The sequence below is a fragment of the Streptomyces sp. PKA51 genome, from assembly GCF_057552455.1.
On sequence record NZ_BAAJPZ010000008.1, the window covers coordinates 134,282 to 148,142 of the forward strand.

At 73.1% G+C, this 13,861-nt stretch carries 8 protein-coding genes; 7 read left to right on the plus strand and 1 reads right to left on the minus strand.

From position 1 onward, the window contains the following. The first annotated feature begins 177 nt into the window (after nucleotides 1–177). Nucleotides 178–2,721, plus strand: coding sequence for a SpoIIE family protein phosphatase (locus tag AC27L3_RS15045; RefSeq protein ID WP_487234621.1), 2,544 nt, complete (start codon nucleotides 178–180; stop codon nucleotides 2,719–2,721). Nucleotides 2,722–2,764: 43 nt separating this feature from the next. Here AC27L3_RS15045 and AC27L3_RS15050 read toward each other — a convergent pair whose 3' ends face one another. Then, the gene (locus AC27L3_RS15050; RefSeq protein ID WP_487234517.1) at nucleotides 2,765–4,993 is read right to left on the minus strand and encodes an ABC transporter family substrate-binding protein; all 2,229 of its coding nucleotides are present in this window, start codon (nucleotides 4,991–4,993) and stop codon (nucleotides 2,765–2,767) included. A gap of 225 nt (nucleotides 4,994–5,218) precedes the next feature. Between AC27L3_RS15050 and AC27L3_RS15055 the strand changes: the two genes are divergently transcribed. The 6 genes from AC27L3_RS15055 (at nucleotide 5,219) to typA (ending at nucleotide 13,476) form a co-directional block, all read left to right on the plus strand. After that, nucleotides 5,219–5,506 (plus strand): hypothetical protein, encoded by a 288-nt coding sequence (locus AC27L3_RS15055; protein ID WP_365970157.1) that lies wholly within the window; start codon nucleotides 5,219–5,221, stop codon nucleotides 5,504–5,506. A gap of 59 nt (nucleotides 5,507–5,565) precedes the next feature. Beyond that, nucleotides 5,566–6,408 carry a hypothetical protein gene (locus AC27L3_RS15060; protein ID WP_487234518.1) on the plus strand — a complete coding sequence of 281 codons (843 nt, stop codon included), beginning with the start codon at nucleotides 5,566–5,568 and terminating at the stop codon, nucleotides 6,406–6,408. A gap of 50 nt (nucleotides 6,409–6,458) precedes the next feature. After that, nucleotides 6,459–8,402 carry a fumarate reductase/succinate dehydrogenase flavoprotein subunit gene (locus AC27L3_RS15065; RefSeq protein WP_487234519.1) on the plus strand — a complete coding sequence of 648 codons (1,944 nt, stop codon included), beginning with the start codon at nucleotides 6,459–6,461 and terminating at the stop codon, nucleotides 8,400–8,402. Continuing rightward, nucleotides 8,399–9,166: a succinate dehydrogenase/fumarate reductase iron-sulfur subunit gene (locus tag AC27L3_RS15070; RefSeq protein WP_487234520.1), complete on the plus strand. Its 768-nt coding sequence runs from the start codon at nucleotides 8,399–8,401 to the stop codon at nucleotides 9,164–9,166. Before AC27L3_RS15065 ends, AC27L3_RS15070 begins: the two co-directional genes overlap by 4 nt. A gap of 122 nt (nucleotides 9,167–9,288) precedes the next feature. Further along, nucleotides 9,289–11,232, plus strand: a complete 1,944-nt coding sequence (locus AC27L3_RS15075) for a TPM domain-containing protein (RefSeq protein ID WP_487234521.1) — start codon at nucleotides 9,289–9,291, stop codon at nucleotides 11,230–11,232. Between the two features lie 336 nt (nucleotides 11,233–11,568). After that, nucleotides 11,569–13,476: a translational GTPase TypA gene (typA, locus tag AC27L3_RS15080; RefSeq protein WP_365970251.1), complete on the plus strand. Its 1,908-nt coding sequence runs from the start codon at nucleotides 11,569–11,571 to the stop codon at nucleotides 13,474–13,476. Nucleotides 13,477–13,861: the final 385 nt, after the last annotated feature.

The following is a 13,861-nucleotide window of genomic DNA, read 5'->3' on the forward strand; positions in this document are numbered from 1 at the left end:
GAATACATAGCGGGTTGAGACCGTGCTGTGATCGTGAAGTCCGTGTTCCGAAGGCCCCCTGTGCTGGATACTCGGCCTTCTGATGCCGGTGCGAGCACGAGAGCCGGAGGGGACGGGCACGTGAGCGAGAAGCCAGCGGGTACGGCGGGCAGGCCGGAGGGTGCGGGCGCCACCTCGATGTGGCAGAACAGCCCGCCCGGCTCCCTCTACGACCACATCCGCGTGGCCTCCTTCTCCCTCGGCGCCGACGGCCGCATCGCGCAGTGGAGCGACCGGGCCGCCGAGCTCTTCGGGATAGCGGCACGGCACGCCGTCGGCAAGGACCCCCAGGAGGTCTTCGCCCCCGCCGGCGAGGGCCGGTACGGGCGCCGGCCCGGTGCGCTCGCGCCCTTCCTCGCCGGTGACGGGCCCGACGGCCGGGCCTGGACGGGCCTCGTGCCCTACCAGCGCGACGGCGCCCACGGCGGCCCCGGCGGCGGCCCCGAGGGGCTGGCGGAGATCTATGTGATGCCCGGAGAGGACGCCTCCGGCGACCGCACCGCCCTCTGCGTCGCCGTCGACGTCAAGGCGTTGCGCGGAATAGAGACCGACATTGCCGCTTCGGAAGCCGTTTTCGGCCAATCTCCGCTCGGCTTCTTCTTCTTCGGTACCGACCTCACCCTGCTCCGCGTCAACGAGAGTTTCGCCCAGACTTTCGGCCGCCCCGCCGCCTGGCACCGCGGCCGCACCCCGCACGACTTCCTGCCCCGCGCCGAGGCCGACCGCCTCACCGCCGCCCTGCGCCAGGTCCTCGACACCGGCAAACCGGTGGCCGACATCCAACTCGTCGGGCCCGTCCCCGGCCAGAACGAACGCCGCCGCTGGTCGGTCTCCCTCTACCGGCTGCACAGCGGCAGCGGCCGGCCCATCGGCGTCGCCGCCATCGCCACCGACGTCACCGGCCGCCGCCGCGCCGAGCGCGAGGCCGCCGGCGTACGCCGCAACCTGGCCCTGCTCAACGAGGCCGGCGCCCGCATCGGCAACTCCCTCGACCTGGAGAAGACCGCCCGCGAACTCCTCGACGTGGCCGTCCCGCAGTTCTGCGACCTGGCCTCCGTCGACCTCTACCAGGGCCTGCTCGCCGGCGACGAGGCCCCGCCCGGGCTCGCCGACGGCAGCGCCGAACTGCGCCGCGTCGCCTACTCCAGCGCCGTCTCCGGCGCCCCCCTCGACGCCGCCGACAGCAAGCCCGTCCAGGTCGGCGAGGTCCACCGCTACCCCTTCCACTCGCCCTGCGCCCAGGCCCTGCGCACCGCCCACGTCCAGGTCGTCCCCGGCCGCGAGAGCGAGGAGGGCCCCGAGCTCGGCGCCGTCGTCCACTCCACCCTCGCCGTGCCCATGGTCGCCCGCGACACCGTGCTCGGCCTCGCCCAGTTCTCCCGCACCAAGGGCAGCGAGCCATTCGGCGAGCGCGACACCGCCCTCGCCGTCGAACTCGCCGCCCGCGCCGCCGTCTGCATCGACAACGCCCGCCTCTACCGGCGCGAGCACGAGCGCGCCCTCATCCTCCAGCGCAGCCTGCTGCCCCCCGGCGACCCGGAGGCCGCCGGCGTCGAGATCGCCTGCCGCTACCTGCCCGGCAACGCGGCCACCGAGGTCGGCGGCGACTGGTTCGATGTCATCGAACTGCCCGGGCACCGCACGGCACTCGTCGTCGGCGACGTCATGGGCCGCGGCCTGCGCGCCGCCGTCGCCATGGGCGAACTGCGCACCGCCGTGCGCACCCTCGCCATGCTGGACCTGGAGCCCGCCGAGGTGCTCTCCGCCCTCGACGAGATCGCCCACGGCCTCGGCCGCCCCGGCGGCAAGCAGTCCGCCTCCCGCGGCGTGCGCGGCTCCGTCCGCCCCGCCGACCTCTCCGAGGTCTACCTCGCCACCTGCGTGTACGCCGTCTACGACCCCGTCACCCGGCGCTGCACCGTCGCCAACGCCGGCCACCTGCCGCCGGTGCTGGTCGAGGCCGGCGAGCCGGCCATGCTGCTGGACGTACCGCCCGGCATGCCGCTGGGCGTGGGCGGCGAGCCCTTCGAGGAGACGGAGGTCGAGCTGCCGGACGGCGCCCTGCTCGCCCTCTACACCGACGGCCTCGTCGAATCCCGCGACCACCCGCTCGACGAGGGCCTGCAGGCCTTCCGTGACGCCCTCCAGGACCCCGACCGGCCGCTGGAGGACGTCTGCGACCACGTGCTCGGCGCCCTGAACACCCACCACGGCGAGGACGACATCGCCCTGCTCATGGCCCGGCTGCGCGGCCTGCGCCCCGGCTGCGTCGGCGACTGGACCCTGCCGCCCGAGCCGCGCTCCGTGGCCCGCGCCCGCGAGCTGGCGCGCGAGCAGCTGGAGAGCTGGGGCCTGGACGACCTCGTCGACACCTCCGAGCTGCTCGTCAGCGAACTGGTGACCAACGCGCTGCGGTACGGCGAGGGGGAGATCCGGCTGCGGCTGCTGCTGGACCGCACGCTGGTGTGCGAGGTGTGGGACGGCGGCCACGTCCAGCCGCGGCGCCGGCGGGCCCGCGACACGGACGAGGGCGGGCGCGGCCTGCAGCTCGTCGGCCTGCTCAGCGCGGCGTGGGGCAGCAGGCGCACGCCGCTGGGCAAGACGGTGTGGTTCGAGATGAGCCTCCCGGACGAGGACTCCCCGGCCCCGGACGCGGTGGAGGCACTGCTGAGCCTGTACTGAGACCTGTACTGAAATGGGGGCCCGGGGGGCGGAGCCCCCCGGGTCACTTCCGCAGGAAGCCCATGTCCTGGTAGCGCGGCGTTGCCATGCCGAAGGCTCCCGCGTTGACGACCGTGCGCCGTGCCGCCACAAGTTCCGGTCGCTGGTACAGGGGGAGGGAGCCCGCCACCGCCCAGATGTGGGCGTCGGCCTGGGCGAGCAGGTCGTGGGAGGTCTCCTCGTCCAGCTCCATCGACGCCTTGTCGAACAACTGGTCGATCTGGTCGGTGCCCACCCGCGTGTAGTTCTGCTCCACCGTCAGCGACCCGTCCGGTGCCGGCTGCGGCTTGGCGAAGACCGGGCGGGCGTCCGTGGCGGGGAAGGCCCCCGTGGGCCAGCCGAACAGCGCGAGGTCGAACTTGCCCTTGGAGACGTGCTCCTTGAAGAACACCGCGTCCTCGACCTTCACCAGCTCCGTGCGCACCCCGATCGCGTCCAGCTGCCGGGCGATGCGCTCGCCGACCGCCCGCAGCGGTTCGGCGCCGGAGCCGTTCGGCAGGACGAAGCGCAGGACGAGCTTGTGGCCGTCCTTGAAGCGGGCCGGTGCGGCCGCCGCGCGGCCGCCGGTGTCGCCGCGGCCCTTGCCGTCCGCGTCGTCGCCGTAGGGAGAGGCATAGGGGGAGTCGAGAGGGGATTCCTCGGGGGATTCCGCGACCTCCTCGTCCTCGGGGTCGTCGCTCGGGCGCAGACCGCCGACGACCGGCAGGCGGGCGGCCTTCTTCGCCGGGGCGGCGCCGTGGCCCTCCTTCCAGCCGGCGTCGGCGAGCAGGTCCATGGCGGCCTTGAGGTCGACCGAGCCGACGGCGTCGCTGTGGTCGGCGTACCCGGGCTGGCCGGCCACCAGCAGGTGGCTGCCGAGCGGTTCGACGGGCAGGCCGAGCGGGCCGAGCACGTACTCGGCGAGCGCCTTGCGGTCCACGGCCCGTACGATCGCGCGCCGCACCCGCTCGTCGGCCAGCGGGCCGGAGGCGCCGTTGAGGGCGAGCTGGGTGTAGGCGGGTTCCAGGGAGCGGCGGACCATCAGGCCGCGCAGCACGGTCGCGTCCGCGGCGACCGGCTTGTTCGCGCCGTCGGAGCGCGGCGTGCCCGGGCGCTTCGGGGCGGACGGCACGGCCACCGAAGGGGACATCACGGAGGGGCTCATCAGGGACGGCGAAACCATGGGCGTGCGCACCGACGGGCTGACCGCCGGGGGGCTCACCACCGCCGGGCTGGCCATCGGCGTGCGGACGGAGGGCCCGGTGGCCGGGCCGGTGCCGGGCGCGGCGGCCGCCGAGCCGGCCTTGCCCGCGTCGCCCGGCGGCTCCTGCGTGCCCTTCGCCGCGTTCGCCTTCATGATCCGCTCGGCCGCTGCGGGGGTGATCTCGGCCAGGTCCACCGTGCCGCCGGCCAGCGCCTCGACGCGCTGCTCGCGGGGTACGGCCCGCAGCACCATCCGGTCGAGCTTGGCGCGCTCGCCCCACCACCGGGGGTTGCGCGCCAGGGCCAGCGTCCCCTGCTGCTGGTCGCGCTCGGCGACCCGGAAGGGGCCCGCGGCCAGCGGCAGCTCCTTGCGCGAGGTGTCGTTGAAGGCGGTGGCGTCGTTGGTGAGCGCCTTCGGGTACAGCGGCGTGAACAGGGCCCGCCAGTCGGCGTCGTTCCGGGCGAAGGTCACCTTCACCTCGTGGGCGTTCGCGCCCTGCTCGACCCGGTCGATCCGTTCGTAGCCGGTGTTGCGGGCCGCGAAGTACGCACTGTCCTTGCCGCGCAGCGCCTTCCACTGCGCCGCGAAGTCGGCGGCGGTGAGGGCCGTGCCGTCGCTCCAGACGGCCTTGGGGTTGAGCTTGTAGCGCACCACCTGGTGCGGCTTGCTGCTCACGACGGAGGCGTCGGCCAGGTAGTCGGGGTTGCGCCGGGGCCGGCCGCGCTCGTCGAGGGTGAACAGCGCCGGCAGCACCGCTCCCGCGACGCGCTGCGTGGCCTCGTCGGCGTCCGCGTGGAAGGCGTTGTAGGTGGCGGGCAGCGCGTCCACGGCCCAGGTCAGGGTGCCCTGGTCGGCGACCTTGCCGCGGGGGACGGCGGCGATGTCCGGCGGGGCGGCCGGCCCCTCGGCCTCGTCCTCGCCCCCGCCCGCGCAGCCCGCGAGCACGGGCAGGGCCAGCAGTGCGGCGGCCAGCAGGGCCAGGGAGCGGGACGTACGGGACCGGGGGGTACGGGCCCGGGTGCTGCGGGGCCGGGTGCGCGAGGACCACATGCCGCCCACTGAAGGCGACCCTCCCCGCGAAGACGCGCCGACACGTCGCCTCCTTCGTGCACGCCACTCGCCTGGGGGAATGTCGGCCGCCACCGGTGCGGCGCCGAACGCGCTCCCGCGAACGGGCGATCCGGGAGGCTATCTTCCCTCCGAGGGGTGTGACGCGCGACACTTCCTGTCGCATGACCGGCGGCACCCGCAATCATCGAAGCGGAAGGCCAAACCATGTCCGTCAAAGATGAGTTGACCGTCATCGAGCGTTCTCTCGAAGACCTGGACCGCGCGATCGGCCGGCTGGAGCAGCATCTGGGCAAGGGCCTGGAGATGCGCCGCCTGCGCCTGGACGCCGGTCACCTGCGCGAGGACCTCGCGCTGCTGCGCGCGGGCACCCCCGCCGCCGCGGAGGCGCGGCCCGTCCAGCTGGTGACGATCCCCGACACCCCGTACGACGCCTCGCTGTGGAGGGACGCCGACGAGGAGGGGCTCGGCTGCCGGGACCGGCGCGCTCCTTAGACCGTCCGCCCGACCGTCCCTGTCGTCCCCGACCTCCACTCCACCGACGGAGTCCCGTCTTGGCCACTGGTACCGACCCCGAAGCACCCGCCGCGGCCGCCGTTCCGGCGGCCCGCGGCGTCCATCACGCCTCCCGGGCCGCCATCGCCGCCCGCCACCTGCGCCGCGACCGCTGGTGGCTGACGCCGGCCGCCACCGCCGCCGGGCTGCTCGCCTTCGTCGCCTACTCCACCTGGCGCGCCTTCGCGGGCGACCACTACTACGCCGCCCCCTACGTCTCCCCGTTCTACTCGCCCTGCCTGGCCGCGAACTGCGTGGACATGAACGGCGGCGCCGACTGGCAGCTCATCGGATCCTGGTGGCGGCTCTCGCCCGCCCTGCTGATCCTGATCTTCCCGCTGGGCTTCCGGCTGACCTGCTACTACTACCGCAAGGCCTACTACCGGGGCTTCTGGGCCTCGCCCCCGGCCTGCGCGGTGCCCGAGCCGCACGCCCGCTACAGCGGCGAGACCCGCTTCCCGCTGATCCTGCAGAACGTCCACCGCTACTTCTTCTACTTCGCGGTGCTGGTCGCGGGAGTGCTCACCTTCGACGCCGTCCTCGCCTTCCGCGACGCCGACGGCGCCTGGGGACACATGGGCCTGGGGACGCTGGTCCTGCTCGCCAACATCGTCCTGATCTGGGCGTACACCCTCTCCTGCCACTCCTGCCGGCACATCGTGGGCGGCCGGCTGCGCACCTTCTCCAAGCACCCCGTGCGCTACCGCATGTGGGGCTGGGTCAGCGCGCTCAACGCCCGCCACATGCTGCTGGCCTGGGCCTCGCTGGTGAGCGTGGCGGTGGCCGACCTGTACGTCTACCTGGTCTCCAGCGGCGCCTTCGCCGACCCGCGCCTGTTCTAGCCGCGCGGCCGCGACCGGGAGTTCTTCATCGAAAGAGGGGTCACGTTCTGATGCCACAGGTGGACCGGCAGTCCTGGGACGTCGTCGTGGTGGGGGCCGGCGGCGCCGGGCTGCGCGCGGCCATCGAGGCGCGCGAGCAGGGGCTGCGGTGCGCGGTGATCTGCAAGTCGCTGTTCGGCAAGGCGCACACGGTGATGGCGGAGGGCGGCATCGCCGCCTCCATGGGCAACGTCAACCGCAACGACAACTGGCAGGTGCACTTCCGCGACACCATGCGCGGCGGCAAGTTCCTCAACAACTGGCGGATGGCCGAGCTGCACGCGCAGGAGGCCCCCGACCGGGTCTGGGAGCTGGAGACGTGGGGCGCGGTGTTCGACCGCACGCCCGACGGCCTGATCTCCCAGCGCAACTTCGGCGGCCACGAGTACCCGCGGCTCGCGCACGTCGGCGACCGCACCGGCCTGGAGCTCATCCGCACGCTCCAGCAGAAGGTCGTCTCCCTGCAGCAGGAGGACCACCGGGAGTACGGCGACTACGAGGCGCGCCTGAAGGTCTTCCAGGAGTGCACCGTCACCCGCATTCTCAAAGACGGTGGCAGGGTCGCGGGCGTCTTCGGCTACGAGCGCGAGTCCGGGCGCTTCTTCGTCTTCGAGGCCCCCGCCGTGGTGCTGGCCACCGGCGGCATCGGCAAGTCCTTCAAGGTGACCTCGAACTCCTGGGAGTACACCGGGGACGGGCACGCGCTGGCGCTGCTGGCCGGGGCCCGGCTGGTCAACATGGAGTTCGTGCAGTTCCACCCCACGGGCATGGTCTGGCCGCCGTCCGTCAAGGGCATCCTGGTCACCGAGTCGGTGCGGGGCGACGGCGGGGTGCTGCGCAACAGCGACGGCAAGCGCTTCATGTTCGACTACATCCCGGACGTCTTCCGGGAGAAGTACGCCGAGACCGAGGCCGAGGCCGACGGCTGGTACACCGACCCCGACCGCCACCGCAGACCGCCCGAGCTGCTGCCGCGCGACGAGGTCGCCCGCGCCATCAACGCCGAGGTCAAGGCGGGCCGCGGCTCCCCGCACGGCGGGGTGTTCCTGGACGTGTCCACCCGCATGCCGGCCGAGGTCATCCAGCGCAAGCTGCCCTCGATGCACCACCAGTTCAAGGAGCTGGCGGACGTCGACATCACCGCCGAGCCCATGGAGGTCGGCCCCACCTGCCACTACGTCATGGGCGGCGTGGCGGTCGACCCGGACACCGCCGCCGCCGAGGGCGTGCCCGGGCTGTTCGCCGCCGGCGAGGTCGCCGGCGGCATGCACGGCTCCAACCGGCTGGGCGGCAACTCCCTGTCCGACCTGCTCGTCTTCGGGCGCCGCGCGGGCCTGTACGCGGCCCGGTACGCGGCCGGCTTCGCCACCGGCGCCGCCCCCGCCGTGGCCGACGCCGACGTCGAGCTCGCCGCGGCCGAGGCGCTGCGCCCCTTCGGCGCGGAGGGCGCCGGCACCGGCGCGGCCGGGGCCCCGGCCGAGAACCCGTACACCCTGCACCAGGAGCTGCAGCAGACCATGGGCGACCTGGTCGGCATCATCCGGCGGGCCGGGGAGATGGAGGAGGCGCTGCACCGCCTCGCCGGGCTGCGCAGCCGGGCCCGGCGGGCCGGGGTGGAGGGCCACCGGCAGTTCAACCCCGGCTGGCACCTGGCCCTGGACCTGCGCAACATGCTGCTGGTCAGCGAGTGCGTGGCCCGGGCGGCCCTGGAGCGCACCGAGAGCCGCGGCGGCCACACCCGCGACGACCACCCCGGCATGGACCGGCGCTGGCGCCGCATCCACCTCGTGTGCCGGCTCGCCGACGAGTCCGCCGGCCTGGCCGCGGCCGACTCGGCCCTGGGCCTGATCCGCCTGGACCGCGTCGAGACGGCCCCGATCCGCGAGGACCTGCTGGCGCTGTTCGAGAAGGAAGAACTGACCAAGTACCTGACGGACGAGGAGCTCACCTCATGAGTTACCAGGCCCACTTCAAGGTGTGGCGGGGTGATAAGGACGGTGGCCGCCTCGTCGACTACGAGGTGGCCGTCAACGAGGGCGAGGTCGTCCTCGACATCATCCACCGCCTGCAGGCCACCGGCGCGCCCGACCTGGCCGTGCGCTGGAACTGCAAGGCGGGCAAGTGCGGTTCGTGCAGCGCCGAGGTCAACGGCCGGCCGCGGCTGATGTGCATGACCCGGATGTCGGTCTTCGACCAGGCCGAGACGATCACGGTGACCCCGATGCGGACCTTCCCCGTGGTGCGCGACCTGGTCACGGACGTGTCGTACAACTACGCCAAGGCGCGCGAGGTGCCCTCCTTCGTGCCGCCGGCGGAGCTCGGCCCGGGGCAGTACCGGATGCAGCAGGAGGACGTCGGGCGCGTCCAGGAGTTCCGCAAGTGCATCGAGTGCTTCCTGTGCCAGAACACCTGCCACGTGGTGCGCGACCACGAGGAGAACAAGACTGCTTTCGCCGGTCCCCGCTTCCTCATGCGCGTCGCCGAGCTGGACATGCACCCGCTGGACGCCGCCGCCGAGGCCGGGGTCGACCGCCGGAAGGGCGCCCGCGAGGACCACGGCCTGGGCTACTGCAACATCACCAAGTGCTGCACGGAGGTCTGCCCCGAGCACATCAAGATCACCGACAATGCGCTGATCCCGCTGAAGGAGCGGGTCGTCGACCGCTCGTACGACCCGCTGGTCTGGCTCGGCAGCAAGATCCGCCGGAGGCGCGGCTGAGGCGTGGCCGGGGGTGCGGCCGAGGGGGCGCACGGGGCGGGTGACCGGCGTGCGACTACGCTCCGCATTGGGTGGCATGCTCCGGGTAGCGGATCGGCCAATCCGGTCATACGCTCCAAAATGTGACGCGGCTTTCGTGGGGGTACGGGCCGAGGGCGCCTGGCTGGGCCATGGTCGGCGCCCTCCTCGCGCTCTGCGCCCTGCTGCTGCCCGCCGCACCCGCCTCCCGCGCCGACGCCCCCCTCGACCTCGACGCCCCCGGCCACATCACCGACACCGTCGGCGCCCTCGGCCACCGGCGCGGCCAGGTCGAGGCCGCCCTCGAAACCCTCCACGCCACCCAGCACGTCCAGCTCTACGTCACCTACGTCCACGACTTCTCCGGCCGCGCCGCCCAGGCCTGGGCCGACGCCACCGCCGACCGCAACGGCTTCGGCCCCCACGACGTCCTCCTCGCCATCGCCACCCACGGCGGCCAGTACGCCGTCTCCGCCGACAAGGACTCCGGCTTCCGCCCCGACCAGCTCAAACGCGTCGCCGCCACCGCCGTCGAACCCGCCCTGAAGGAACACGACTGGGCCGGCGCCGCCGTCGGCGCCGCCGACGGCTACCGCGCCGTCCTGCGCGGCCAGCCCGTCCGCACCCCCGCCCTGCGCCCCGGCAGCAAGGACCCCGGCAGCGACGGACTGCTCCCCGGCGAACGCTCCGTCTGGCTCCCCATCGCCGTCGGCGCCGCCCTCGTCCTCACCGGCCTCCACCTGTGCTCCCGCCGCTCCCGCCGCACCCGCCTCGCCCGGCTGCGCCGCGCCGCCGTCCGGGAAGGCGGCCTGTGCCCCGACGGAGCCCCCGCCGACCTCGCCACCGCCGGCGTCACCGTCACCACCGGCACCGAACCCGGCCTCGCCCGCATGGCACAACCCCTGACCCCCCTGCCCGAGCTCGACGCCGAGGCCGCCCACGCCCTCGTCGCCACCGACGACGCCGTGCACACCAGCGCCGAGGAACTCCTCTTCGCCACCGCCCAGCTCGGCCGCACCGCCACCCGGCCCTTCGCCGAAGCCGTCGCCTACGCCCGCGCCGAGCTCGCCGCCGCCTTCCGGCTCCGCCACGAACTCGACCGCACACCCCCCACCGACGAGGACGCCCGCCGCCACCGCCTCGACGAGATCTGCTCCCGCTGCACCAGCGCCAACCGGCGCCTCGACGCCGAGTCCGCCGCCTTCGACCGGCTGCGCGACCTGCGCACCAACGCCGCCGACGTCCTCGACCTCGCCGAAACCGCCGCCCGCTCCCTCGCCCTGCGCCTCGACGCCGCCGACGCCGCCCTCACCGCCCTCGCCCGCTGCCGCACCGCCTCCACCGCCCTCACCCCCGTCGCCCCCCACCCCGAGCAGGCCCGCGACCGGCTCGCCTTCGCCGACACCGCCCTCGCCGAGGCCCGCACCGCCCTCCTCGTCCACGACACCGACCACGCCGCCCTCTCCCTGCGCGCCGCCGAAGCCGCCCTCCACCAGGCCCGCACCCTCACCACCGCCGTCATACGCCACACCCACGAACTGACCGCCGCCCCCGCACGCCTGCGCGACGCCCTCACCGAAGCCGCCGCCTGCCCCCGCGCCGCGGCCGCCGTCGAGGAGGCCCGGCGGGCCATGGCCAAGGAACCCACCTGCGACCCGCGCGAAGTCCTGCGCCTCCTCGACGGCACCGCCGCCCTGCCCGGCGGACCGGCCCGCGCCCTGCTCGCCGCCCGCGCCCAGGTCGCCGCCGCGCGCGACCACCTCGCCACGCACCGGGGCGCCGTCGGCGTGCGCGCCCGCACCCGGCTCGCCGAGGCCCGGCGCCTCCTGGCGCTCCCCGGCGCGGCGGCGCGGGCCGAGGCGCTGGCCCGCCAGGCGCGGGCGCTGGCCGAGGACGACGTGCTCGTGTACGACGCGTCGTACGAGCCGGCGACGACGCAACGGGCCCGGGCCCTGGCCGGCGCCCTGCGCGGCGGCATCGTCCTGCCGACCCTCCACCCACCCACCTTCGGCGGCCCCACCACGAGGGGGCGCCTAGGCGCCCCATAGGGGCGCCCCGTAAGGGGCGCGGGGAACTGCGCGACAAGCCACGACGGCCTGCAGACGGAGAGCCGTGGGTATGTCGGCTGCGGGCCGCCGGTGGCCGATCGCGCAGTTCCCCGCGCCCCTTACGGGGCCCGGTCCGGGGTCCGGGGCGGAGCCCCGGTTTCGGGAAGGGGCGGGGTGGGGGAGGAAACCGCAGGTCACAGCGGGTAGAGGTGATCCCGGGGCGCCGTACGCGGCAGCGCCCCGTACCATGGGGTGAGGCCGTGGCGTGTCGCCCGGCAGGGCCGCGTGCAGACTCCGCGCGCGAGCCGTCACCTACCCGGGAGAAGCGCCCCACGTATGCCCACGCGCCACGACATCCGTAATGTCGCCATCGTCGCCCACGTCGACCACGGCAAGACGACCATCGTCGACGCCATGCTCAAGCAGGCCGGTGCCTTCGCCGCCCACCAGCTCGACTCCGTCGACGACCGGGTCATGGACTCGAACGACCTGGAGCGTGAGAAGGGCATCACGATCCTCGCCAAGAACACGGCGGTGAAGTATCACCCCAAGGACGGCGGGGACCCGATCACGATCAACATCATCGACACCCCGGGCCACGCCGACTTCGGTGGCGAGGTCGAGCGCGGTCTGTCGATGGTGGACGGCGTCGTGCTGCTCGTGGACGCCTCCGAGGGTCCGCTGCCGCAGACCCGCTTCGTGCTCCGCAAGGCCCTGCAGGCCCGGATGCCGGTCATCCTGTGCATCAACAAGACCGACCGCCCGGACTCGCGCATCGACGAGGTCGTCAACGAGACCTACGACCTGTTCCTGGACCTGGACGCCGACGAGGACCAGATCGAGTTCCCGATCGTCTACGCCTGCGGCCGTGACGGCATCGCCTCGCTGACCAAGCCGGAGGACGGCACGGTTCCGGCGGACTCCACCAACCTGGAGCCGTTCTTCTCGACGATCCTGGAGCACATCCCGGCTCCGACGTACGAGGAGGACGCGCCGCTGCAGGCGCACGTCACCAACCTCGACGCCGACAACTTCCTCGGCCGTATCGCGCTGCTGCGCGTCGAGCAGGGCGAGCTGCGCAAGGGCCAGACCGTGGCCTGGATCAAGCGCGACGGCTCGATCTCGAACGTCCGCATCTCCGAGCTGATGATGACCGAGGCGCTCACCCGCAAGCCGGCCGAGAAGGCGGGCCCGGGCGACATCTGCGCCGTCGCGGGCATCCCGGACATCATGATCGGTGAGACGCTGGCCGACCCGGAGAACCCGGTCGCGCTGCCGCTGATCACGGTCGACGAGCCGGCGATCTCCATGACCATCGGTACGAACACCTCGCCGCTGGTCGGCCGCGGTGGCACGGGCAAGGGCGCGGACGCCAAGTCCGCGGTCAAGGACCGCAAGGTCACCGCCCGCCAGGTCAAGGACCGTCTGGACCGCGAGCTGATCGGTAACGTCTCGCTGCGCGTGCTGGACACCGAGCGCCCCGACGCCTGGGAGGTGCAGGGCCGCGGTGAGCTGGCGCTGGCCATCCTGGTCGAGCAGATGCGCCGCGAGGGCTTCGAGATGACCATCGGCAAGCCGCAGGTCGTCACCAAGGAGGTCGACGGCAAGACCTACGAGCCCGTCGAGCGCATGACGATCGACGTGCCCGAGGAGCACATGGGTGCCGTCACCCAGCTGATGGGCGTCCGCAAGGGCCGGATGGACAACATGTCCAACCACGGCTCCGGCTGGGTGCGCATGGAGTTCGTCGTTCCGTCCCGTGGTCTGATCGGCTTCCGTACGGAGTTCCTGACGAACACCCGCGGTACGGGTATCGCCCACTCGATCCACGAGGGCCACGAGCCGTGGTTCGGCACCCTGCAGACCCGTAACAACGGCTCCCTGGTCGCCGACCGCGCCGGTGCGGTCACCGCGTTCGCGATGACCAACCTGCAGGAGCGCGGCGTGCTCTTCGTCGACCCGGGCACCGAGGTGTACGAGGGCATGATCGTCGGCGAGAACTCGCGTTCCGACGACATGGACGTCAACATCACCAAGGAGAAGAAGCTCACCAACATGCGCTCCTCCTCCGCCGACTCCTTCGAGGCGATCGTCCCGCCGCGCAAGCTGTCGCTGGAGCAGTCGCTGGAGTTCTGCCGCGACGACGAGTGCGTCGAGGTGACCCCGGAGGCGGTTCGCATCCGCAAGGTCGTCCTGGACCAGAAGGAGCGCGGCCGCACCGCGTCCCGCGCCAAGCACGGCTAAGGGCAGCCCCTCTTCCGTACGACGGCCCGGCATCCCGCTTCCCGCGGGGTGCCGGGCCGTCGGCATGTCCGGAAGCCGGACGGGGGGTGTCCGGAAGCGGCCGGGAGGCGGCCGGAAGTCGGGCAACTCGCTCCGCTTGCCGCGTTAACAGTCCGTTTCGTAGGTGTCTGTCTGTGCTGGCTTTGTCCGGATTTCGAACAGGTCGCGATGATCGATGTGACCAAAGCGAGACCCAGTAAGAGTGGTTTAAAGGGCGGCTGTACTTAATAGTTGGGTTCACTGAGCTCGGGTCAATGGGTCACGCGCTGTGGGGAGCGCCGACTCACGAGCACACTCGAGGTGCCGGTTCCGTCGTGCTGTCAGGGGTGTCAGCTGGGACCGGCGC